Source organism: Bradyrhizobium sp. CCBAU 53338 (assembly GCF_015291665.1).
Lineage (GTDB): Bacteria > Pseudomonadota > Alphaproteobacteria > Rhizobiales > Xanthobacteraceae > Bradyrhizobium.
Map to the genome: position 1 here is coordinate 5,953,375 of NZ_CP030048.1, position 23,043 is coordinate 5,976,417.

Below are 23,043 nucleotides of genomic sequence, written 5' to 3' on the forward strand. Positions count from 1 at the left end.
GGTTGGTTACGCGCAAGAACGCTTGGTGTCGCAAAACTCAGGCCGCGCGCGGCGCCTCACCCGGCAACTCGTCGTTTGCCATCAGCTTGGCGAGGTCGAAGATCACGACGAACTTCTCGCCCTTGCGGCCGATGCCGGCGGCGTAGTCGGACTGCCACTTGCCGCCCACTTCGGGGATCGGCTCGATCGCCTGCTCGTCGATGTCGGTGACCTCGAACACGCAGTCGGCGACGAAGCCGACGCCGACCAGACGGTCCTTCATCGGCACGTCGAGAATGATGATCCGGGTCGCCTCGGTGGCGGCGACAGTCGGCAGGCCGAGCTTGATCCGGAGATCCACGATCGGGTAGCCGGCACCGCGCACGTCGATCATGCCGAGGAGGAAATTCGGCGCATGCGGCAGACGCGAGATCGGTCGCATGTCGAGAATTTCCCGCACGTTGCGGATGCTGATGCCGAACGTCTCGCCGGCGAGCCCGAGCGTCAGATATTGCGAGGTTGCGGCCATTGCAAAAGTCCAGGATCAGATGGTTCTAGATGTCAGCGCTGAAACTCGGCGTCGCGATCGTCCTCGCCGTCATGCATGTCGAAGGCGAAGCCGCCGCCACCCGCGACCTTCATCGCGCGCGCGGGCTTGCGAGCGGGCGGGGGCTTCTTCGCGCCGCGGTCCGCCGCCTGCATCTGCCCCGCCTTGCTGCGGAGCTGGGTGACGGCGCGGTCGATCGGCGCGGACGCGGCGCTCTCGCCGCGGCCGCCATGCTCGATGCGGAAGAACGAGATGGTCGACTGGAGCTGCTCGGCCTGGGAGGCGAGCTCTTCCGAGGTCGAGGACACCTGCTCGGACGCACTGGCGTTCTGCTGACCGACCTTGTCGAGCTGCTGGATCGCCTGGTTGATCTGCGAGGAGCCGACATCCTGCTCGCGGCAGGCGGCGGTGATCTCCTGCACCAGCTCGGCGGTCTTCTTGATGTCGGGCACGAGCTTCGACAGCATCTCGCCGGCTTCCTGCGCGACCTTCACGGTCTCGCTCGACAGCGTACCGATGTCGGCCGCCGCAGCCTGGCTGCGCTCGGCGAGCTTGCGTACCTCGGAGGCGACCACCGCAAAGCCCTTGCCATGCTCGCCGGCGCGGGCCGCCTCGACCGCCGCGTTGAGCGCGAGCAGGTCGGTCTGGCGCGCGATCTCCTGCACGATGGTGATCTTCTCGGCGATGGTCTGCATCGCACTGACGGCGCGGCCGACGGCGACGCCGCTGGCTTCTGCGTCCTTGGCCGACTGCGCCGCGATTTTCTCGGTCTGGTTGGCGTTGTCGGCGTTCTGCTTCACGTTCGAGGCCATCTCTTCCATCGAGGAAGAAGCCTCTTCGGCGGACGAGGCCTGTTCGGTCGCGCCCTGCGAAAGCTGCTCGGCGCTGGCGGAGAGCTCCTGGCTGCCGGCGGAGACGTTCTGCGCGGCGGTGAGCGCCTCGGCGACGATCTGCCGGAGCTTTCCGACCATCACGTTCAGTGACTTGGTGAGGTCGCCGATCTCGTCATTGCTGGAGGACGGGATCGTCTGGTTGAGATCGCCGTCGGCGACAGCGCCGGCGAGGCTGACGGCACGGCCGAGCGAACGGCTGATCGATATCGAAATCCACAGGGCTGCGGCGATCGCGACCAGCAGCGAGACGCCCAGCAACGTCAGCAGCATGAACTGCGCCTGATGTCCCTCTTCCTTCGACTCGACCGCCTGTTCGGCCATCTCCTTCTTGGTATTGTCGACATAGGCTCCCATCGACTCGAGCGCCTCGTTCACGATCTTGCGGCCCTCGTTCATCGAGCGCTCGGTCGCCTTGGCCTTGTCGGTCTTCGACAGCCGGATCGTCTCTTCCTGGTAGGCATTCATCTTGCCGTAGGTCGCGGCGAAGGCGTCGAGCAGCTTCTTGCCGGCTTCGCTCGCGAGCGCGTAGACCTCGTCCCTGGTCTTGGCAGCCTCCTCGCGGCGCTTCGCGGCGTCGGAGATGGCCTGCTCGATCTCGCTGTCGGTGCCGAGGATCGCGTTCTTCTCCGCGCGAAGCTGGATCAGAATGTCCTTCTCAATCTCGGTCGCCTTCTCCATGCGCTTGGCGCGCAGAACCATGTTGTCGGCGGTCGCCATCATGTCGCCGAGCTTCATGTAGGCGACGCCGCCGGCGACCATCGACAGGACGATGACCAGGCCGAACGCGCTGGAAAGCTTCGCCTTGACCGTAAATCTCATAACCAGCCCCCAACCCGGTCTCGCCGCGAGACCCCGTTTCAATTCAGAATGCGTTCCATGTTCGGAACGATGACGAACTCTTCACGCCATTTGGCAATGAAGCGAATGTATTCCGGCTTCCAGTGCATGCCGACGCGCGGCGTCTGCTGCACGTCGGTCTGCGAGATCTCGGTCACCTCGTAGACCTTGTCGGCGGTGACGCCGACGAGCACGGGCTCGTTGTCGAGCTCGATCTCGATCACGACGATGCGCGTATCCGCGGAGTCCTCGAGCTGCGGCATGCCGAAACGGATGCGCAAGTCCGCAAGCGGAATGACGTTCCCGCGCACGTTGATCACGCTCGGAACGAAGGCGCGCGCGCCCGCAACTCTGGTGACGGGCACGGGATCGATGATCTCGCGCACGAGGCCGGCGTCGAGTGCGAATTTCTCCTCACCTAGCCCGATCATGACGACCTGCATCGCGTCGGCCCGGTGCTCCGCCACCTGTCCTTCGGTCATCACGCCGCCTCGCAGATATGCTGTTTCTCGACCTTCGACTGCGCCAGGGTGACGAGCTGAGTGACGTCGAGGATCAGCGCCGCCGTGCCGTCGCCGAGGATGGTCGCGCCGGAGAAGATCGTGACGTCCGAATGCAGCTTGGAGAGCGACTTGATCACGGTCTGGTGGTTGCCGATGATCTGGTCGACGACGAGACCGACGCGGGTCTCGCCGGTCGAGATGATGATCGTCTTCTGGTGGCGGTCGGGCGCGCCAGTCGACGACATCATCTCGCGCAGGCGCAGGAAGGGCACGAGATTTCCGCGCACATTGAGGAAATTGCGGCCGCGCGAGCGTTCGTCCTCGGCGGTCAGCTCGACGCATTCTTCCACGGCGGACAGCGGAATGATGTAGCGGCCCTCGCCGACACGGATCAGGAGGCCTTCGATGATCGCCAGCGTCAGCGGCAGCCGCAAGGTCACCGTGGTGCCCTGGCCCGGCCTGGTCGTCAGGTCGATCGAGCCGCGCATGTTCTCGATGGTGCGCTTGACCACATCCATGCCGACACCGCGGCCGGACAGCGCGGAGATGGTCTGCGCGGTCGAGAAGCCCGGGTGGAACAAGAACTGATGGATTTCGTGATCGGAGACCACGGCACCGGCGGAGATCAGGCCCTGCTCTTCGGCCTTGGCGCGGATGCGGGCGGTGTTGAGGCCGCCGCCATTGTCCTTCACGGTGACGAGCACCTGCGCGCCGGAGTGTACGGCCGCGAGCTCGATCCGGCCCTGTTCGGTCTTGCCATTGGCGGCGCGGGTCGCGGTGTCCTCGATGCCGTGGTCGATGGCGTTGCGGATCAGGTGCACCAGCGGATCGGCCAGGCACTCGATCATGGTCTTGTCCAGCTCGGTATCCTCGCCCGAGGTGACGAACTCGACCGGCTTCGACAGGTCGCGCGACAGATCATGGATCAGGCGGCGGAAGCGGCCGAACAAAGAGCCGATCGGCACCATTCGCGCGCCCATCGTGGTGTCGCGCAGGGAGGATGCGAGGCGCTCGATCTCCTCGGCGATCATCTTGATCGAGAGGTCGGAGCCGGAGGCGGCGAGCTGGCTCAGTCGCGCCTGGGCGATGACGAGCTCACCGACCCGGTCCATCAACTCGTCGAGGCGCTCGGCCTGGACGCGGACCGTCGCAATGCCCCGATCGTCGCGCTTGGCTTCGGCCTTCGGCTCAGGCTTCAATTCGACCTTGGCCTCAGGCTTGGCTTGCGGCTTGGGCTCAACCTCTGCGGCAGGCTGCTCGACAACGAGGGCAGCAACGGCCTCAACGACCGGTGCGGAAATCACACCCGCCGCCGGCTCTTCGTCGAGCAGATGGAACAGCGGCGCCGGCGCGGGCGCTTCGACATGCTCCAGCGGCGAGAGCGTCAGCTTCATCTCGTCCGAGACGAACATGAAGACATCGTCGATCGCGTCCTTGTCGCAGGCCGCGTGCAGCTTGACGTCCCACTTCAGGTAGCAGTCTTCCGGCTCCATCTCGTCGAGGAACGGGACGCCGTCGGTGATAGGCACGACGAAGCAGGGACCGAGCTTGCAGAGATCTTCCAGCAGATCGAGCGGGTTCGAGCCGTTGCGCAGAATGTGGGATTCGAATTCCAGGTAGAGGTGCCAGCCGACCTGCCTGCTCCCGACGGGCGCGAGCGGCGGGGCTTCCGCGATCTCGGCGACCAACGCAGCTGGTCGATCCGACGACACGAAGCGCTTGAGGTCGTCGAGAATGGCTTCCCCGATGATGTCGTCGGTCGACTGCGGATCCTCGATCAGCGCGCGGATATAGTCCTTGGCGGCCAGTGCGACCGAGATCAACTCCTGGGTCGGCTTGATCTCGCCCTTGCGGACGCGGTCGAAAGCGGTTTCGAATTCGTGGGTAAACGATGCGACCTTGTCGAAGCCGAACATGGCGCCCGAGCCCTTGATCGTGTGCAGGGCGCGAAAGGCTGAATCGACCAGCTCGCGGTCGTCGGGACGCTGGCCGAGGTCGAGCAGGGCCCCTTCAAGGACCTCGAACAGCTCGCTGGCTTCCTGGCGAAAGACCTCGGTCGGGTCCATCGCGCTCATGCGCGCACCAGTTTTGCGACGACGGCGAGCAGTTGCTCGGGCTTGAACGGTTTGGTGATCCAGCCGGTGGCGCCGGCGCTCTTGGCCTCCTGCTTCACCGCGTCGTTGGATTCGGTGGTCAGGAACACGATCGGCATGCCGACCGCGCTCGGCAGCTTGCGCAGCGCCTTGATCAGCTCCAGCCCGTTCATGACGGGCATGTTGAGGTCGGTGATGACGAGGTCGAGCTTGCCGGCCTGCGCCTTGGCGAGGCCTTGCGCCCCGTCGCCGGCCTCGATCACGCTGTGACCCGCCGGCTCCAGCACGACCTTGATCATCTGACGGATGCTGGGGGAATCGTCGACCGTGAGAATCGTGGCCATTAGATGCCATCTTTCTTTTGCGGGAAGTGCTGATCGATCATCGCGTCGCTGGCGAAGCCGGCACGACGAAGGGTGTTGCGCAGAGACTGGGAGAAAGAGGTCAGAACCACCGGGCGGCCTTGGGCATCGCCGGTCTTGGCAGCCGACAGCAGAAGCTGAATCGAGGTCACGTCGGCCTTGTCGACGCTGGAGCAATCGATCTCGAGCCGGTCCTGCCGGCCGAACGCTTCGCGGATCAGGTCATACACGCTGCGGATCGCAGCGATGCTGCAATCAGCAGGCAGCCGTAGGGACCACTTCGGCTCAGTGACATCAGACGACATTCGTCCCCCAAATTCCCGAGAACCGCTGCACGCATGGCGCGAATCTCCTACGATGACTATTCGCGTTGGAGAGTGTGCAAACTCCTAATGGAATCCCCCGTACAACTACGGGTCACAATCCCCAAGACTTCGCGTATGCATGCAAGCGTGCATCGTCCGCTCAAATCTCATGCGCTGCGCGCAACGTTGAGGCAGTTTGCCGCGGAATGAATGTTTGCTCCGCGTTAAATCGCGCAGGCTATTCGTTGAGGTCACGCCTCGCCATCCGAACGGGACCGGCCGCCGATGCTGACCCAAGCGCTTCTGGTTGATGACAGCCGCTCTGTCCTCAATTTCCTGAAACGTCATATCGAAGCGGAGGGGCTCGTCGAGGCCACGACCTTCCTCGATCCCGTCGCGGCGCTGGCTTGCGCGCGCGAGCGCGTGTTCGATCTCGTTCTGGTCGACTACGAAATGCCGCACATGGACGGCATCAGCTTCATCCGCGCGTTTCGTACACTGCCGGGATGCGCCGATATTCCGATCGCGATGATCACATCGCGGCAGACTGACGACCTCAAAATGGAAGCGCTGCAGGCGGGTGCAACCGATTTCCTGCCCAAGGCACCGCAGAGCGTCGAGATGACGGTGCGCTTGCGGAATTTGATTCAGCTTGGTGCAGCCGTACGCAAGCTCAACGATCGCGCGGCGCATTTGGCGAGCGACGTCGCGGCCGCCACCCGCAAGCTCGGCGAGCGTGAGGAGGAGATCATCCTGCGGCTCGCGCTCGCGGTCGAATATCGCGACAACGACACCGGCGAGCACACGCTGCGCGTCGCCCGCTACAGCCGGATCATCGCCGAGCAACTCGGTCTCCCTGCCCGGCTCTGCCGCGACATCTATCTCGCCGCGCCCCTGCACGACGTCGGCAAGGTTGCCATTCCCGACAATATCCTGCTCAAGCCCGGCAAGCTGACCGACGACGAGATGGCGGTGATCCGCACCCATGCGACGATCGGCGGGAAGATCCTCGCCGATTCGAGTTGCGAGCTGATCCAGCTCGGCGCGCAGATTGCTGCAGGCCATCACGAGCGCTGGGACGGCGCCGGCTATCCGAACGGCCTCGAGGCGGACGAGATCCCTGTCGCCGCGCGCGTGGTCGCGGTCGCGGACGTGTTCGACGCCCTGACGACCAAACGCCCATATAAAGAGCCGATGCCGCTGGACGTCGCACGCGCCTACATGGTCGAAAACCAGGGACGGCAGTTCGACCCGGCCTGCGTTGAAGCCTTTCTGTCGCGCTGGGAAGAGGTCGTGGCGATCGCTACCGGGCAGACCGCGACACCCCTGCAGAAATCCGAGGCGGCCCTCGCACCCATTATATATCGAGCCACTGGGAGCCGTTCGGACCAGGACCGCTCGCCCGAAACCGCCCCGGCGCTCTGACGGGCGCATAGCGGCACGGTTGGCTGCGGCGCCGTTTTCTGCCATCACAGGTTTGAACCTGATCCTGCCAGGCTGCACCAATACTTAGAGTGATTCTGATCACACTTGCCTGGGGTCCCCCTGATAACCTCCCAGCGAGACGTGGATCAGTCTCCTATCCTTTCGAACTGGAATGAGAAAAACCATGAGAAGCCTGATCGGCGCCATCGTCGGCCTGTTCTGCCTGAGTGCGCCGGCCATTGCGGAGACGCCGGCCGCCATCGTCGAGGACGTGCAGGGCAAGGTCGAGGGCATCGAATTCATGGACTATGTGGCGCCCGGCAAGATCATCAAGCTCGGCCCCAAGGCCGGGATCACGCTCAGCTATCTCAAATCCTGCCTGCGCGAGACCATCACCGAAGGCGTCGTGCTGGTCGGAGCGGAACAGAGCACCGTGCAACTCGGCAACGTCCAGCGCGTCAAGGTGCCGTGCGATGCCAACGCCGCGCAGCTCTCCGAGCGCGAGGCGAACCAGAGCGCGGCAACCACGTTCCGCAGCATGCGAGCCGATGCCAACAGCGCGCCGGCCAAGCTGCCGACGATCTACGGTGTCGCACCGCTGATCCAGGCCAAGAGCGGCAGCACGCTGGTGATCGAACGCACCGACGGCAAGGAGCCCACGATCACACTTGCGCTGAAGAACGACATCATGGTCGCCAGAAAATTCTACGACCTTTCGAAGGCCGGCAAGTCGCTGACACCGGGCGGCAGCTACCTCGCGAAGCTCGGCAACAAGCGCTACACGTTCCAGGTCGACGCCAGCGCGACCACATCGCCGACGCCGATCATCGGTCGTCTGCTGCGGCTCGAATAGACGGTCCGCGACGGCAACGATGCGGCGGATCGGCAAGCGGGACATCGTTGCGGCGATCCTGATTGCGCTCTTTACGGGCGCGGCTTTCACGTGCCCTCCGTTCCAGCGGCTGCAAGGGCTCTCGCTCGACATTCTCACGGCCTTGCGCTGGACAATGTTCGGCGACCATCGTGATCCCGCGACGTCGCCGGTCGTCGTCGTGGCGATTGACGGAGAGACCTACGAGACGCCGCCCTTCAAGGGATCGCCGACGCAAACCTGGACGCGCGAGATCGGCAGGGTGCTCGGCAGCATTGCCGAGGGGGGCGCCAAGGTCATCGGATTCGACGTCATCTTTCCGAGCTCGATCGAGCAGTCGGAGATTCCCTTTGGCGATGTGTCGTTCGGCAGCCGCGTGAGGGGATTTGACCGGGACTATCTGATCGCGCTCAGGAAGCTCTCCGACAGCGGCAAGCTCGTGCTTGGCGAGATTCTCAGCAATGACCATCCGGACAGGCCCGATCGCGCGCAGCAACTGGCGGTGAAAAACAACATCCGCGCCCTCAACGTCCATACCGACCCCGACAACGTCATCCGGCGGATGCCGCTGAGCTTCTCGATCGAGGGGCAGCCGATGCCCGCGATGGCCGTCGAACTCGCTGCGCGATCGCTCGGCGTCAAGCCCGAGGCCGGCCCCACCGGGATAACGAGCTTGTCCGGCTACGCGGTCCCGGGCGCGGTGCCCAACACCCTCACCCTCAACTTCCGCGGCATGGGCCACGACGTTCCCGCTTATTCCTTCGCCGATCTGCGCGCCTGCGCCGAGAAGGGAGACATCGACTTCTTCCGCCGTGCCTTCGACGGCAAGATCGTGCTGCTCGGCAGCATCCTCAATTTCGAAGACCGCAAGCTCACGTCGATGCACCTGGGCCGCGGTTATGACGGAGGACCGGCGGCGCGATGCGCTCTGCCCGCCCCTGCGAGCGCTGCGAAACAAGCCCGTAGCGCGGTTGCCGGCGTCTTCGTCCATGCCACTGCTGTACGAAATCTGCTCGAGCATGACGCCGTCACCGAGCTCACCTTCTCGCTGCGGACGATCCTGACGATCGTGTTCGCGGCGATCATTGCCGCTGCCGCCTGCCTGCTCGCTCCGACCGGCGCGGCGATCACCTGGCTCGGACTCGCCGTCGCCTACGCTGCCGTCGCCGTCGGCACATTCGCGCACGCCATCGCGTTGCCCCTGACCGAGCCCGTGCTCGCGGGTCTCACAGCGCTCGCGATGATGATCGGCTACCGCTTCGTGATCGCCGACCGCGAGGAGCGTTTCCTGCGCAAGAGCTTTGCATTCTATCTCGCGCCCGAGGTGATCGACGGCATGGTCGCCTCCGGCAAGATGCCGGTGCTCGGCGGCGAGATGCGCAACATCACCATGTTCTTCTCGGACCTCAGCGGCTTCTCCTCGATTGCCGAGAAGATGACGCCGGCAGAGCTGGTCGCATTGATGAACGACTATCTCTCGGCCATGACCGACATCATCGAAAGCCATGGCGGCTATGTCGACAAATATATCGGCGATTCCATCGTCGCGATGTTCGGTGCGCCGGCCGTCGATCCCGATCATGCGCAGCACGCGGTGGCGGCAGCGCTGCAATGCCGCGACCGGCTCGACGAGCTCAACGACAGCCATCCCGCGTTTCGGGGCCGCGGTCTCGCCCACCGCATCGGGCTGAACAGCGGCGAAGCGGTGGTCGGCAATATCGGCTCGCGCCGGCGCTTCAACTACACCGTCATGAGCGACACCGTGAACCTGGCTTCACGGCTCGAAGGCGCGAACAAGTATTTCGGCACCGTGATCATGGCCTCCGAGGCAACCGTGAACCAGAGCCGCAGCGCCTATGTCTGGCGCGAGCTGGACATGGTCAGGGTGCAGGGACGCGACGAGCCGATCAGGGTATACGAGCCGCTCGCCGAGAAGAGCCAGCAGACGCAGGAGCAAGGCATTCGCGCGGCGACTTATGCCAAGGCACTAGCGTGCTGGCGCGCCCGCGACTTCGCAAAAGCTGCCGAGCTGTTTGAAAGTGCCGGCGGAGACGATCCGCCGTGCCGATACTTCGCCAAACGTGCGCGGATCATGGCGACCAATCCACCGGCGGCCGACTGGACGCCGGTGAATACGCTGGAAGGGAAGTAGCTGCTGCTAAAGCAATCCCTCGACAATCTCCAGACACCTCTCCTGGAGGGAGAGGTACGACGAGGGGGGCAGGCCGATCGAACCCAGCGCCATCATGCTCTAGAACGGTAGCCCCACGTAGTTCTCTGCGAGCAACCGCTGCGCCGTCTCCGACGAGAGCAGATAGTCCAGCTCCGTCTGCTGGAGCCGGTCTTCATACTCGGAGCGATCGGGGAAACGATGCAGCATCATCGTCATCCACCAGGAGAAGCGCTGCGCCTTCCATATCCGCGCCAGCGCCTTTGCGGAATAGCCTTTCAGCCCGGAATCGTCGCCATTCTGATAATGGGCGAGCATCGCGTGATAGAGATAATGGATGTCCGAGGCCGCGCTGTTCAGCCCGCGTGCGCCGGTCGGCGGCACGATGTGGGCAGCATCGCCAGCGAGGAACAGGCGGCCGAAACTCATCGGCTCGGCAACGAAGCTGCGGAGCGGCGCAATGCTCTTCTCGATCGAGGGACCGGTCACCAATCGCGCAGCGACGTCGTCCGGCAGGCGACGCTTCAGCTCGGCCCAGAACGCGTCGTCCGACCAGTCCTCGACCTTGTCGGTGAGCGGCACCTGGACATAATAGCGGCTCAGCACCTGTGAGCGCAGGGAGCAGAGTGCGAAACCGCGATCGTGCTTCACATAGATCAGTTCCGGCGACACCGGCTTGGTGCGCGATAGCACCCCTAGCCAGCCGAACGGGTAGACCTTCTCGTATTCGCGCAGCACGTCCTTCGGGATCGACTTGCGGCTGACGCCGTGAAAGCCGTCGGCGCCGACGATGTAATCGCAATCGACGCGAACTGTCGCGCCGTTCGCGCGGTACGTCACGTAAGGCCGATCCGACGCCAGGTCATGCGGCGTCACGTCCTCGGCATTGTGCACCACCTTGCCACTGAGCCGGTCGCGCGCCTCGTAGAGGTCGCGCGTCAGCTCCGTCTGGCCGTAGACCAGCACCGAATTGCCGCCGGAATGCTTGTGCAGATCGATATGGGAGAGCACGCCGTCATGGGCGATCTCGAAGCCGTTGTGGATCTCGCCCTCGCGGTCCATCCGCTCGCCGCATTGCGCCTCGCGCATCAGCCTGGCAAAGCCGTGCTCCAGCACACCGGCACGAATGCGAGCCAGCACGTGGTCGCGGCTGGACTTCTCCAGCACGATCGTGTCGATGCCCTTCAGATGCAGAAGCTGGGACAGCAACAGCCCGGACGGCCCGCCGCCGATGATGCAGACCTGAACTTTCATTTTTCCGTCCTCCCGCGCCTACTTTTTTGCAGATTCATCTGCTCGGACCGATGGAGGGTTTTGCCATTGTCTTGTACTATTCGAACATGAGGACAGCAGCCCCCGCCCCGGCCATCCGGGTCTACAACCTGTTCGGCGAAGCCGGCGACCTGCCGGACGTGGTCCATTGCGAGACGATTGCGTCCCGCTCGGTGCTGCACGACTGGACGCTCGCCGTGCACCGGCATGCCCGGCTGCACCAGGTGCTGCTGATCGAGCGCGGCGGCGGCGAGGCGACGCTCGACGGGCGCGTGGTGCCGCTCAAGCCGATGCAGATCGTCAACGTGCCGGTCGGCCATGTCCACGGCTTCAGCTTCGTGCCCGGAACCGAAGGCTGGGTGCTGACCATCGCCGCTGAAATCCTTGACGAGGTCCTGCTCGCGGCAGAAGGGCTGCGCGGCGTCCTGTCGCAATCGGCCGTGGTGCGCGGCACGCCGCAGATCCGCGCCACCATGAAGCAGATCTTTGCCGAGCACGCCGCGCGCGATTTCGGCCGCGCCCATGTGCTGCGCGCGCTGTCGGCGGCCATGATCGGCCTCGTCGCACGTGCCCTCACCGGCGAGAGCGGCGGCGGCGGCAATGCCGAGACAAACCTGTTCCGCCGCTTCGAAGCCTCGCTCGAACAGCATCATCTGGAGCGCTGGACGGTGGCCGACTATGCGAAGGCACTCGCCATCACGCCGACCCATCTCAATCGTGTCACGCGCGCGGCGACCGGCGACACCGCCTCGCATCTGATCCTGAACCGGCTGATCCGCGAGGCGCGGCGCAACCTCGTCTACACCAACCTGCCGGTCTCGACGATCGCCTATGCCCTTGGCTTCGAGGACCCCGCCTATTTCAGCCGGGTTTATGCCGCAGCTACGGGACTGTCGCCGCGTGCCTTTCGGACGCAGCTTCATGGCGACGAAGCCTGATCGAAGCTCTACTGGCGGACGCTTTTCCGCCGCGCTTCCGCGAGAGCGTCGTCCGGATGCCTCTTTTCGTAGTGCAGAAAGAGATCGAGCAGCGCCAGGAGCACGATGGCGATACCGAAGCCGATGCTCAGGTGCATCGCCCGCGTATGCGGAAATCCGAGCAGCCAGGGCGATGCGATGAGCCAGACGCCCATCAGGACGTTGATCCATTCCTCCCAGTCCCGGTAGGCAATGATGGCTGCCAGCGAGAGCACGACGATGATGGCGCTCGTGACCCACAGGTCGATCTTGCCCTGGCTATTGGTCAGCTTGAACAGCCACGGCGATACGAAGAGGACGGCTGCCAGAAGGAGATTGTAGACGTCAGGGGCCGTTTCGCGCTCTTGCAGCTTGCTCATGACAAACCTCCGCGAGGGACCTATCGGAGCAAGGATCGGGAGGCGATTTGGTTCCTGGGCGGCAGGGATCTTTGGCCTAGACTTTGGTCTCACTCCCGAAGCGGCGACGATAGTCCTGCGGTTCCGGGATCGCGACGACAGAAACGGCCCTATCCTCGAACGGGGCCGTTTCATCTTAGACGGGATCAATCAGACGTCGAAGAAAACCGTCTCGTCCGGTCCCTGCAGATTGATCGTGAAGGAATACACGACCTTGCCGGCCCGCTCGCTACGCGTTGCGATCAGCGTCTTGCGACGCACCTGCGGCTCGACCAGGTTGAGCACGGGATCGGCGGCGTTGGCGGCTTCCTCGTCGGAGAAATACAGACGCGTGTTGAGGCCGATATTGATGCCGCGCGCGACGATCCAGACATTGACGTGCGGCGCGCATTTGCGTCCCGCCTTGTCGGTGATGGCGCCCGGCTTGATGGTCTCGAAGGTGACGACGCCACTTTCAAAATCGGAGCCGCCGCGGCCCCAGCCGCGAAACTCCTCATCCAGCGCGCCGACGGAACGATCGGCCGGATGATTGTAGCGACCGGCCGCGTTGGCCTGCCAGATCTCGAGCAGCACATCGCGCAGCGGCGAGCCGCTGCCGTCGAGCACCTTGCCTTCCAGCGTGATGCGCTCGCCTTGCGTGTTCGGCGTCACCAGCACGTTGGAAAAGTTCTTCTCGAAAATGTCGAAGCCGGCCATGGCCGGAATCAGGCCGATATGGACGTAAGGGCCGGCGGTCTGCGAGGCGGTTTCCTTGAGATAGTCGAGCGGCTGCGGCATGATTCAGTTTCCTGGGCTCAGTTGCCTTCGGGACGATTTTCGAAATAGGTGGAGCGCTGGCCTCGCAGCACGATGTCGAAGCGGTAGGCGAGCGAGTCGAACGGCGTCGAGGCGTTGAGATCGAGCGGCGCCACCAGGCGATCGAGCGCGTCCTTGTCCGGGATCGTCGTCAGGATCGGACAGACCGGGATCAGGGGATCGCCCTCGAAGTACATCTGCGTGATCAGCCGCTGCGCAAAGCCCGAGCCGAACACCGAGAAGTGGATGTGTGCTGGACGCCAGCTGTTGACGAAGTTGCGCCAGGGATACGGGCCCGGCTTCACGGTGCGGAAATAGTAATAGCCGGTGTCGTCGGTCAGCGCGCGGCCGCAGCCGCCGAAATTCGGATCGATCGGCGCCAGATAGGTATCTTTCTTATGCCGGTAGCGGCCGCCGGCATTGGCCTGCCAAAACTCGACCAGGGTGTTCGGCACGCCGCGGCCGGTCTCGTCGAGAACGCGGCCATGGACGATGATGCGCTCGCCGACGGGATCGCCGTCCTTGGCGTAGTTGCGGATCAGATCGTTGTCGAGCGCCCCGAGATCGTTGTGGCCGAACACCGGTCCCGTGATCTCCGAGACCGAGTTCTCGAGCGACAGCAGCGCCTGGCGCGGCGAGCGCAGCACCGAGGATTTGTAGCCGGGCGCGTATGCCGGCGGATGGATGGTGCGGTCGCGCTGGAAAAAGCCGCCGTCGCGCGGGGTGAACGGCTCGGGGCTGTTGAGGCGAGGATCCCGTAAGGCTGGCGCCTGGACATTCATCGGCGTTGTCTCTCCCTGTGGCCGCGACCGGTCCGGACGCGGCGTGTCGGCGAGATCATGGGCCGGCCTATTCCACAAATAAATAGATCGATTATAATGCATTGCATGAAGGAAATCGATCATTTGGCGCTCGACGGCCACGCCCTCGAACTGTTCCTGGCCGTCCTGGAGGAGGGCTCGGTGACCGCAGCCGCAACGCGCCTCGACCTGACGCAATCGGCGGTCAGTCACGGCCTGAACAAGCTGCGGCGGATCGCCGGCGATCCCCTGTTCGCGAAGTCCGGCCGCGGCATCGCCGCGACCGCCCATGCCCAGGCTCTGGCCGCGAAGGCGCGCGCGCTGATCGACGAGATGCGCAGCTTCGCCGGCGGCGGCACCTTCGAGCCGGCCAGCGCGCAGCTTTCGCTGACGATCGCCGCCAACGATTTCCAGCGTGACCTGCTGCTGCCGCGCTTCTTCGGGCATGTCGCCGCGCAGGTGAAAAGCCTCAATCTGCGCGTGATCCCATCGCAATCGCCCTCGCCCGCGACGCTGCGCGAAAATCGCTGCGACCTGCTGATCACCCCGCTGCCGCCTGTTGGCGTCGACATCGTGCAAAAGCGGCTGCTGAGCGATCATTACGTCTGCTATTTCGATCCCAAGGCGCGCGCCGCGCCGCCGGGCCGCGCCGCCTATCTCGCCGCACGCCACATCACCGTGGTCTATACCGACAACGAGCGGCTCGACTTCGATCGCCGGCTCGCTGCGAACGGCTTTCACCGCGACATCGCCATCTCAGTGCCGAGCTTCTCGGGCGTGCCGTCGTTCCTGCGCGGCTCGCAGATGCTGGCGAGCATGCCGAGCCTGCTCGCCTCCGGCGTAATGCACGGTTTTGCGCATGCGCGGATACCACTGCCCTCGCGCACCCGCACCCTGGCCGAGTTGCCGATGTTCATGGTCTGGCACCAGCGCTATCAGAAGGACCAGGCCCATCGCTGGGTCCGGGCGCAATTGGAGTCCGTGGCTGCGACGGCCGCGGGCGGCTGACCTGGCCGTTGCGATGGCCGAGGGAATTGTTTCACCGCCCCTGATGACACCGACCCGCGCCGTGGCCAGCCCCTCGCCAAACCCACTGGTTGCGCGCGGGCGGCCACGCTAGAATTCGGCCATGACAGTGACCGACATTGCGAGCCGAACCTACAATCATAGCTGGCGGCTGGATCCCATCATCCGCAGCCTGCTTGATACCGACTTCTATAAGCTATTGATGTTACAGATGATTCGGGAAGACTACCCGGATCAGCAGGTGACCTTCTCGGTCATCAACCGCTCGCGCCATGTGCGCCTTGCGGAGACCATCGACGAAGGAGAGCTGCGCGCCCAGCTCGACCACGCCCGCACCATCCGCTTCACCAAGAAAGAGCTGATCTGGCTCGCCGGCAACACCTTCTACGGCAAGACCCACATGTTCTCGGCGGACTTCATCCGCTGGCTCGCCGAATTCCGCCTTCCCGAATACGAGCTGCGCAAGGTCGCGGGCCAGTACGAGCTGCATTTCCACGGGCCGTGGACCCACACCACGATGTGGGAGATTCCCGCGCTCGCCATCCTCAACGAATTGCGCTCGCGGTCGGCAATGAAGGGCCGCGGCCGCTTCGAGCTCGACGTGCTCTATGCCCGCGCCAAGGCCAAGCTGTGGACCAAGGTCGAGCGGCTGCGCAAGCTGGAGAATCTGCGGCTGTCCGACTTCGGCACCCGCCGCCGCCACGGCTTCCTCTGGCAGCGCTGGTGCGTGGAAGCGGTGAAGGAAGGCCTTGGTTCATCCTTCATCGGCACCTCCAACGTGCTGCTCGCGATGGACAACGATCTCGAAGCCATCGGCACCAACGCGCACGAGCTGCCGATGGTCGCGGCCGCGCTCGCCAAGGACGACGAGGAGTTGCGCTGGGCGCCCTATCGCATCCTCGATCAGTGGCGTCAGACTTATGGCGGCAATCTGCTGATCGCGCTGCCCGACGCCTTCGGCACGAAGGCGTTCCTGCGCGATGCGCCGGAATGGGTGGCCGATTGGACCGGCTTCCGCCCCGACAGCGCGCCGCCGATCCAGGCCGGCGAAGAGATCGTGGCCTGGTGGGAGAAGAAGGGCCGCAATCCCAGGGACAAGCTGCTGGTGTTCTCCGATGCGATGGACGTCGGCTCGATCGAGGAGACCTACCACCACTTCGCCGGCCGCGTGCGGCTCTCGTTCGGCTGGGGCACCAACCTCACCAACGATTTCGTCGGCTGCGCGCCGGACGGCTCGTTCAACCTCGATCCGATCTCGCTGGTCTGCAAGGTGTCGTCGGTCGACGGACATCCGGCCGTCAAGCTCTCAGACAATCCGGAGAAGGCGACCGGAATGCCCTCGGAGATCGAGCGGTACTTGCGCGTCTTCGGCGATGCCGGCCGCGTCCGCAAGCCGGTGCTGGTGTAGCGCCGGGCTGAAATCCTCTCGATCGGGTAAACGGCGAAAGTCGGATTTGCGGCATCGGCGCGCCGATACCGCTCCGGTTCCGGCTGCGTAGCATTTGCAGCGATCTACACGCATCGGTTTCACAGCGCTTTCACCGTGCGCGGTGGTCTTTCGGCTTCTTCAAGTCGAATTAAGCAGTGTTCCCGTCTTATTGGCGTTATCAGCGGAACGCTCCGCTGGGATCGTTGAGTGATTTGGGGAACGCAGAGTGTTTCGCAGAACAGCAACGTCGGCGAAGGAACGCAGCTTCCTTCACGTCATCAAGCTCGTCTCGCCATTCGTCATGGTCGTCGTGCTGCAGGCGACGATCGCGGGATTGAGCCTCGAGGTGATGTCGTCGGTTCGCGCCTATGTCGCGGGCGAGGCGATGTGGTCGCGCTCACAGAAGAACGCTGTCTATTTCCTCAATCTCTATCTGCACTCGGGCGAAGCCGGCCAGTTCGCGCAATACCAGAGTTCGCTCGCTGTCCCGATCGGCGACGAATATGCGAGATGGGCGCTGGAGCGCGATCCAGTCGATGTCGAACTCGCGCGCATCGGCTTGCTGCAAGGCGGCAACCATCCCGATGACGTTCCCGGCCTGATCTGGCTGTTCCGCTATTTCCACCAGGTGAGCTTCTTCCGTGATGCAATCCGGGAGTGGACCGCGACCGATCCGATGCTGCTGGAGCTCAACGTCTTCGGTGAGGTCATTCGAGGAGAACTGAAGGACGGCCCCATCGGCGACAGCGGCCGCCTGCAATTCCTGTCGGCCCGGCTCTCGGAGCTGAACAGGCAATTCACCGAGCATGCCGAGCGGTTCTCGGCGGTGCTGGGCAAGGGCTCCCGCGCGATCAAGCTGACGCTGACGTGGCTGAACATCGCCACCGCCGCCGCCTTGATCCTGCTGTTGATCTGGCACACGCGGCGACTGGTGCTCCAGCGGCAGGCGTTCGAGGATGCGCTGCACGCCGAGAAGGAGCGCCTCGCCTTTCAGGCCTCGCATGATTGGTTGACTGGTAGTGTCAATCGCCGCGCCTTCGAAGCCCGCCTGCAAAGTGAGCTCGATGGTCGCAGCGAAGGTGCGCTCAGCCTGATCCTGCTCGACCTCGACCAGTTCAAGAGCGTCAACGACAGCTGTGGGCATCTCGCGGGCGATCGGCTGCTGTGTCAGGTCGCGCAGCTGTTGCAGCAGGGCCGGCGGCCGCACGATCTGGTCGCCCGGCTCGGCGGCGACGAATTTGCACTGATATTGCCGCAATGCGCGCCCTACGACGCAGTGGACATCGCCGAGCGGCTGCGTCGGTCGCTCGAACTGTTCAGCTTCGCCTGGGACGATCGCTGTTTTGCGGTGACCGCGAGTATCGGCGTTGCCTGCATAGCCGACCGCGACACCACGCTCGAGGAGGTCATGCGTCAGGCCGATGCCGCCTGCTATCGCGCCAAGGAAAAGGGACGCAACCGGGTTCAGGTCGACAACGGGAAACCCGATGTCGTCGTCGTCACGAGGCCGCGCGAAGCCGCTCGGGCGTGACGGCGGCCATCGCAATCATCACGCCGGCAGGATCCCGAGACCGACGAGATGCGCGTCCAGAAACTGCGTAACCTGCTGTCGCAGCAACTGCGGCGGCACGGCGACCATGCGCTCTTCGAGGCCAAGCGAAATGATGCCATGCACCGCGGAAAACAACGTGCGCGACAACAGCGCGATCTTCACGTCGTCCGCATCCGGTAGCACCCGCACCAAGGGCGGATGCATCAGCGCGAAGGCGTCCATCACCATCTGAAGGATGTCGTCGGGATACGGACGATCGTCCTCCATCCGATGTTCGAACAGCGAGCGCAGCAGATTGGCGTTCTCGGCGAAGAAATCGAGATAGGTCTCGGCTAATCCATAGAGCTGGCGAACCGGGTCCTCGGCCGGAACCTCGCCCAGCCGCACCGTGAGGGCCTGAACCGTCTCCCTGTTGACGGTCAGGATCACCCCGTCGAAGTCCCCGAACTCGTTATAGACGCTGCCGACGGAGCAGCCGGCGGCGTCCGCAACGTCTCGAACCTTCAATGATCTCAATCCTTTAGCGGAAATAATCCCCCGGGCGATCTCCACGATAAGGAGCCGGCGCCGATTTTTTTTCTGGTCTCGCAGCGATTCTTCTTGAACATTGTTCATTTTCAAGCTACTCATTTGAACATTGTTCAAATTAACCTGGAGACCTGCAAAATGCAAACCCTTGCTGTTGATATCGCCTCCACCTTTGTCGACGACGCCGCGGCTCTCGTGACCGGATTTGGCCGCGCCTTGCTGCGGCTCGCCATGGCGCCCGTCGATCGCATCGCCAATGCCTGCGACGTTGCCGGCGTGCTCACCGAGCGCCGCGCGACCTTCCGGATGTGGCGGGCCAGCCGCGCCCGTGCCCGCCATGACGGCCACCGCTTCAGCCTGCTCGGCCGCCTCAACCCCTTTCGCCATCTCGCCCACCTCACCTGAGGCAAGCCGATGCGCATGCGCGTGCGCGTCCGCTCGAATGCAAGGGCCAACCGCAACAAAGGACTTACTATGCCCGAACATTGCAGGCCCATTCGCCCGATATCGACCCTCCGGTTCAGGCTTTCCTTATTGGCCGTGGCGATATGCGTCAGGCGCGGCATTTTCGCCCCGACTGCGACCGCGACCGGATATTTGCGAACCTAACGAGATCACCTGGAGACCAACAGGATCGGAGGGACCGAGGGACACGGGCAGGCCGGCGACCACGGTCGCCCTGCGATCGCTTCTCCCACAACCTTCCGGTCGTGACGTTCGACCTGCAACGTAACAACCTCGGGCTGCCTCTCCAAAACAGGACTAGTCATGATCAGGGATTTGATGTCGTCACGCCGCTTTGCGCCGCTATTCTGGGCGCAATTTTTCTCGGCGCTCAATGACAACGTGCTCAAGAACGCACTCGTCATCATCCTGCTTTACAGCGCCGCAACCGGCCACGGCGATGCCCTCGTGACGGTGGCAGGCGCCGTCTTCATCTTTCCCTATTTCATTCTGTCAGGGCTCGGCGGCCAGCTCGCCGACAAATACGTCAAATCCGTCGTCGCACGACGGTTGAAGTTTGCCGAGATCTTCGCTGCCGCCTTTGCCGCAGCCGGCTTCTTCATGCACTCGGTGCCGCTGCTGTTCACAGCGCTCGCATTGTTCGGCATCATCGCCGCCCTGTTCGGCCCCGTGAAATACTCGATGCTGCCGGACCAGCTCGAGCTCGGCGAGCTCGCTACCGGCAATGCGCTCGTCGAAGGCGCGACGTTCATGGCCATTCTGCTCGGCACCGTCGCCGGCGGCCAGTTCGTGGCCGGCTCCGCCCATATGGGCTGGGTCGCGTCGGCCGTGGTCGTGCTGGCTCTGCTGTCCTGGGCCTTTGCCTCCCGCATTCCGCAAACAACGCCTTCCGCGCCCGATCTGCCCGTCGATGCCAATCCCTGGACCTCGACATTCAGCCTGCTGAAGACACTCTATGCGGACCACCGCCTGTGGGACGGCACCGTGATCGTCTCCTGGTTCTGGCTGGTCGGCGCCATCGTGCTGTCGCTGTTGCCCGCGCTGGTCAAGGACGTCGTCGGTGGCAGCGAAGGCGTGGTGACGCTGTGCCTGGCGATCTTCGCGATCGGCATCGCCATCGGTTCGTTGTTCGCCGCGAGCCTCAGCCATGTTCGCCCGAACCTCGCGCTGGTGCCGATCGGCGCCATCATCATGGGCTGCGCAGGGCTCGATCTCGCCTGGGCCATCGCTGTCATAGCCAAAGGCCAGGACATCGCCGCGGTCGACTTCGCGACCTCGTTCGCGGGTCTGCGCATGCTGGCCGACTTCGTCGCCTTCGCGTTCGGCGGCGGGCTTTTCGTGGTTCCGTCCTTCGCCGCCGTGCAAGCCTGGTCGGTACCGGGCGAGCGCGCCCGCATCATCGCCGCCGGCAACGTGCTGCAGGCCGCCTTCATGGTGGTGGGCTCGCTGTTCGTCGCACTGCTCCAGGCCGGCGGACTGCATGTCGGCTGGATCTTCTTCGGCCTCGGTGTCGCGAGCTTCGGCGCCGTGTGGTTCGTGCTGACGAAATGGGGCAAGGAAGGCGTGCGCGATTTCGGCGGCCTGCTGTTTCGCGCCCTGTTCCGCACCGAAGTGCGCGGGCTCGAGAACCTGCCGCCGCCGGGCACGCGGATGCTGATCGCGCCCAATCATGTCAGCCTGGTCGACGGCCCGCTGTTGCACGCCGTGCTGCCGATCGACGCGAGCTTCGCGGTCGACACCGGCATCGCCAAGGCCTGGTGGGCCAAGCCGTTCCTGCGCGTGGTCAAGCACTACACCATGGACCCGACCAAGCCGCTGGCCGCACGCGACCTGATCAAGCTCGTCGCCGCCGGCGAGCCGGTGGTGATCTTCCCGGAGGGACGCATCACCGTCTCCGGCTCCCTGATGAAGGTCTATGATGGCACCGCGATGATCGCCGACAAGGCCGACGCCGTGGTCGTGCCGGTTCGCATCGAAGGCGCCCAGCGCTCGCATCTCAGCTACCTCAACTCCAGCCAGATCAAGCGCTCGTGGTTTCCGCGGGTGACGGTCACGATCCTGCCGCCGGTCAAGCTGCCGGTCGATGAACAGCTGAAGGGCAAGGCGCGCCGCAACGCCGCGGGCGCGGCGCTTCAGGACGTGATGATCGACGCCCTGGTGAAGAACGCCATGCTCGATCACTCGCTGTTCGAGGCGCTCGGGCATGCTTATCGCGACCGCGACACCGGCAAGGTGATCATCGAGGACGCGCTCGGCACCAGGCTGACCTATCGCAAGCTGATCCTCGGCGCGCAGGTTCTGAGCCGCAAGCTCGAGACCGGCACGATGGCCGGCGAGAACGTCGGCGTGCTGCTGCCGAACTCCGCGGGCGTCGCCGTCGTCTTCATGGCGCTGCAGAGCATCGGCCGCGTTCCCGCGATGCTCAACTTCTCCGCCGGCCCGGTCAACGTCCTCGCCGCCATGAGGGCCGCGCAGGTCAAGACCGTGTTGACATCGAAAGCCTTCATCGAGAAGGGCAAGCTCGACAAGCTGATGGCCGCGATCTCGGCCGAGGCGCGCGTCGTCTATCTCGAAGATATCAGGGCCTCGATCGGCACCACCGACAAGATCAAGGGCCTGCTCGCCGGCACCGCGCCGCGCGTCGCCCGCCAGGCCAACGATCCCGCCGTCGTGCTGTTCACCTCGGGCTCGGAAGGCACGCCCAAGGGCGTCGTGCTGTCCCACCGCAACATCCTCGCCAACGCCGCGCAGGCGCTCGCGCGGGTCGATGCCAACGCCAACGACAAGGTGTTCAACGTGCTGCCGGTGTTCCACTCGTTCGGCCTGACGGGCGGAATGATGATGCCTGTTCTCGCGGGCATTCCGATCTACATGTACCCCTCGCCGCTGCACTACCGCATCGTACCCGAATTGATCTACCAGACCGGCGCCACGATCCTGTTCGGCACCGACACGTTTCTCACCGGCTACGCCCGCTCGGCGCATGCCTACGACTTCCGCACCCTGCGCCTGGTGATCGCCGGCGCCGAGGCGGTGAAGGACCGCACGCGCCAGGTGTTCATGGAGCGCTACGGCATCCGCATCCTCGAAGGCTATGGCGTCACCGAGACGGCGCCGGTGCTGGCGATGAACACGCCGATGGCCAACCGGCCCGGCACCGTCGGCCGCCTCTCGCCGCTGATGGAAAGCCGCCTCGATCCGGTCCCCGGCATCGAGGAAGGTGGGCGCCTCTCGGTGCGCGGACCGAACGTGATGCTCGGCTACCTCAGGGCCGAAAACCCTGGCGTGCTCGAAGTGTTGCCCGAGGGCTGGCACGACACCGGCGATATCGTGGCCATCGACGCCGCAGGCTTCATCACCATCAAGGGCCGCGCCAAGCGCTTCGCCAAGATCGCCGGCGAAATGGTCTCGCTGTCCGCAGTCGAGAGCATCGCGACGACGCTGTGGCCGCAGGCTGGCTCGGTCGCCGTGTCGATCCCCGACCAGCGCAAGGGCGAGCGCATCGTGCTGCTGACGACGGAGAAGAATGCCGAGCGCAGCGCGATGCAGGCCCAGGCCAAGTCGATCGGCGCCTCCGAGCTGACCGTGCCCGCGACGATCATGGTGGTCGACAAGGTGCCGCTGCTCGGCACCGGCAAGACCGACTACGTCACGGCGACGACGATGGCCCGCGAGCAGGCGACCTCACCGGAACGCGAGGTTGCGTAGAGCTCAGACCGCCGCCGTGGCACCGCGCAGACGCACGGTGTGGTGCTGCTCCACAGCAGGCATCGGGGTCAGTTGCTGCCCCCGAAGCCTGGATTTCCCTGGGCAACC

19 protein-coding genes are annotated in these 23,043 nt (G+C 64.4%); 8 read left to right on the forward strand and 11 right to left on the reverse strand.

Annotated features, from left to right (window positions below; genetic code table 11):
- Positions 1–37: 37 nt before the first annotated feature.
- The 6 genes from XH90_RS27870 to XH90_RS27895 are packed head-to-tail and all read right to left on the reverse strand — an operon-like array spanning position 38 to position 5,519.
- Positions 38–508: a chemotaxis protein CheW gene (locus XH90_RS27870; protein ID WP_194477491.1), complete on the reverse strand. Its 471-nt coding sequence runs from the start codon at positions 506–508 to the stop codon at positions 38–40.
- A 32-nt stretch (positions 509–540) separates the two neighbouring features.
- Positions 541–2,238 (reverse strand): methyl-accepting chemotaxis protein, encoded by a 1,698-nt coding sequence (locus XH90_RS27875; RefSeq protein ID WP_194477492.1) that lies wholly within the window; start codon positions 2,236–2,238, stop codon positions 541–543.
- 38 nt (positions 2,239–2,276) lie between these two features.
- Complete coding sequence (locus XH90_RS27880) at positions 2,277–2,738, reverse strand: chemotaxis protein CheW (protein WP_194477493.1); 462 nt, start codon at positions 2,736–2,738, stop codon at positions 2,277–2,279.
- The gene (locus tag XH90_RS27885) at positions 2,738–4,834 is read right to left on the reverse strand and encodes a chemotaxis protein CheA (RefSeq protein WP_194477494.1); all 2,097 of its coding nucleotides are present in this window, start codon (positions 4,832–4,834) and stop codon (positions 2,738–2,740) included. The genes XH90_RS27880 and XH90_RS27885 overlap by 1 nt, the downstream gene beginning before the upstream one ends.
- A complete protein-coding gene (locus XH90_RS27890) occupies positions 4,831–5,196 on the reverse strand; it encodes a response regulator (RefSeq protein WP_194477495.1) in 366 nt (121 codons plus the stop codon). Before XH90_RS27890 ends, XH90_RS27885 begins: the two co-directional genes overlap by 4 nt.
- Positions 5,196–5,519 (reverse strand): STAS domain-containing protein, encoded by a 324-nt coding sequence (locus XH90_RS27895; RefSeq protein ID WP_194477496.1) that lies wholly within the window; start codon positions 5,517–5,519, stop codon positions 5,196–5,198. Before XH90_RS27895 ends, XH90_RS27890 begins: the two co-directional genes overlap by 1 nt.
- Positions 5,520–5,804: 285 nt before the next feature.
- Here XH90_RS27895 and XH90_RS27900 point away from each other — a divergent pair, with 285 nt between their 5' ends.
- The 3 genes from XH90_RS27900 to XH90_RS27910 all read left to right on the forward strand — a co-directional run bounded on the left by XH90_RS27900 (position 5,805) and on the right by XH90_RS27910 (position 9,967).
- Positions 5,805–6,944 (forward strand): HD domain-containing phosphohydrolase, encoded by a 1,140-nt coding sequence (locus XH90_RS27900; protein ID WP_194477497.1) that lies wholly within the window; start codon positions 5,805–5,807, stop codon positions 6,942–6,944.
- A gap of 184 nt (positions 6,945–7,128) precedes the next feature.
- A complete protein-coding gene (locus XH90_RS27905; protein WP_194477498.1) occupies positions 7,129–7,797 on the forward strand; it encodes a hypothetical protein in 669 nt (222 codons plus the stop codon).
- Between the two features lie 19 nt (positions 7,798–7,816).
- Entirely contained in the window at positions 7,817–9,967 is a 2,151-nt protein-coding gene (locus XH90_RS27910) for an adenylate/guanylate cyclase domain-containing protein (RefSeq protein WP_194477499.1), read from the forward strand.
- Positions 9,968–10,066: 99 nt separating this feature from the next.
- On the opposite strand, the gene pobA is transcribed toward XH90_RS27910, so the two are convergent.
- Positions 10,067–11,239, reverse strand: coding sequence for a 4-hydroxybenzoate 3-monooxygenase (gene pobA / locus XH90_RS27915; RefSeq protein ID WP_194477500.1), 1,173 nt, complete (start codon positions 11,237–11,239; stop codon positions 10,067–10,069).
- Between the two features lie 50 nt (positions 11,240–11,289).
- Between pobA and XH90_RS27920 the strand changes: the two genes are divergently transcribed.
- Entirely contained in the window at positions 11,290–12,195 is a 906-nt protein-coding gene (locus tag XH90_RS27920) for a helix-turn-helix domain-containing protein (RefSeq protein WP_194482835.1), read from the forward strand.
- A gap of 8 nt (positions 12,196–12,203) precedes the next feature.
- On the opposite strand, the gene XH90_RS27925 is transcribed toward XH90_RS27920, so the two are convergent.
- From XH90_RS27925 to pcaH, 3 genes are all read right to left on the reverse strand, one after another.
- Complete coding sequence (locus XH90_RS27925) at positions 12,204–12,593, reverse strand: SPW repeat protein (protein ID WP_194477501.1); 390 nt, start codon at positions 12,591–12,593, stop codon at positions 12,204–12,206.
- Between the two features lie 189 nt (positions 12,594–12,782).
- Positions 12,783–13,409 (reverse strand): protocatechuate 3,4-dioxygenase subunit alpha, encoded by a 627-nt coding sequence (gene pcaG, locus XH90_RS27930; RefSeq protein WP_194477502.1) that lies wholly within the window; start codon positions 13,407–13,409, stop codon positions 12,783–12,785.
- A 17-nt stretch (positions 13,410–13,426) separates the two neighbouring features.
- Entirely contained in the window at positions 13,427–14,209 is a 783-nt protein-coding gene (gene pcaH / locus XH90_RS27935) for a protocatechuate 3,4-dioxygenase subunit beta (RefSeq protein ID WP_194477503.1), read from the reverse strand.
- Between the two features lie 96 nt (positions 14,210–14,305).
- Here pcaH and XH90_RS27940 point away from each other — a divergent pair, with 96 nt between their 5' ends.
- The 3 genes from XH90_RS27940 to XH90_RS27950 all read left to right on the forward strand — a co-directional run bounded on the left by XH90_RS27940 (position 14,306) and on the right by XH90_RS27950 (position 18,213).
- Positions 14,306–15,235: a LysR family transcriptional regulator gene (locus tag XH90_RS27940; protein ID WP_194477504.1), complete on the forward strand. Its 930-nt coding sequence runs from the start codon at positions 14,306–14,308 to the stop codon at positions 15,233–15,235.
- A 121-nt stretch (positions 15,236–15,356) separates the two neighbouring features.
- The gene (pncB, locus tag XH90_RS27945; RefSeq protein ID WP_194477505.1) at positions 15,357–16,661 is read left to right on the forward strand and encodes a nicotinate phosphoribosyltransferase; all 1,305 of its coding nucleotides are present in this window, start codon (positions 15,357–15,359) and stop codon (positions 16,659–16,661) included.
- Between the two features lie 247 nt (positions 16,662–16,908).
- Positions 16,909–18,213 carry a GGDEF domain-containing protein gene (locus XH90_RS27950; protein ID WP_194477506.1) on the forward strand — a complete coding sequence of 435 codons (1,305 nt, stop codon included), beginning with the start codon at positions 16,909–16,911 and terminating at the stop codon, positions 18,211–18,213.
- A gap of 18 nt (positions 18,214–18,231) precedes the next feature.
- Here the strand turns inward: XH90_RS27950 and XH90_RS27955 are convergent, their stop codons facing one another.
- The gene (locus tag XH90_RS27955; protein WP_194482836.1) at positions 18,232–18,849 is read right to left on the reverse strand and encodes a TetR/AcrR family transcriptional regulator; all 618 of its coding nucleotides are present in this window, start codon (positions 18,847–18,849) and stop codon (positions 18,232–18,234) included.
- A gap of 681 nt (positions 18,850–19,530) precedes the next feature.
- Here XH90_RS27955 and XH90_RS27960 point away from each other — a divergent pair.
- Entirely contained in the window at positions 19,531–22,935 is a 3,405-nt protein-coding gene (locus tag XH90_RS27960) for an acyl-[ACP]--phospholipid O-acyltransferase (RefSeq protein WP_194477507.1), read from the forward strand.
- The last annotated feature ends 108 nt before the right edge of the window (positions 22,936–23,043 follow it).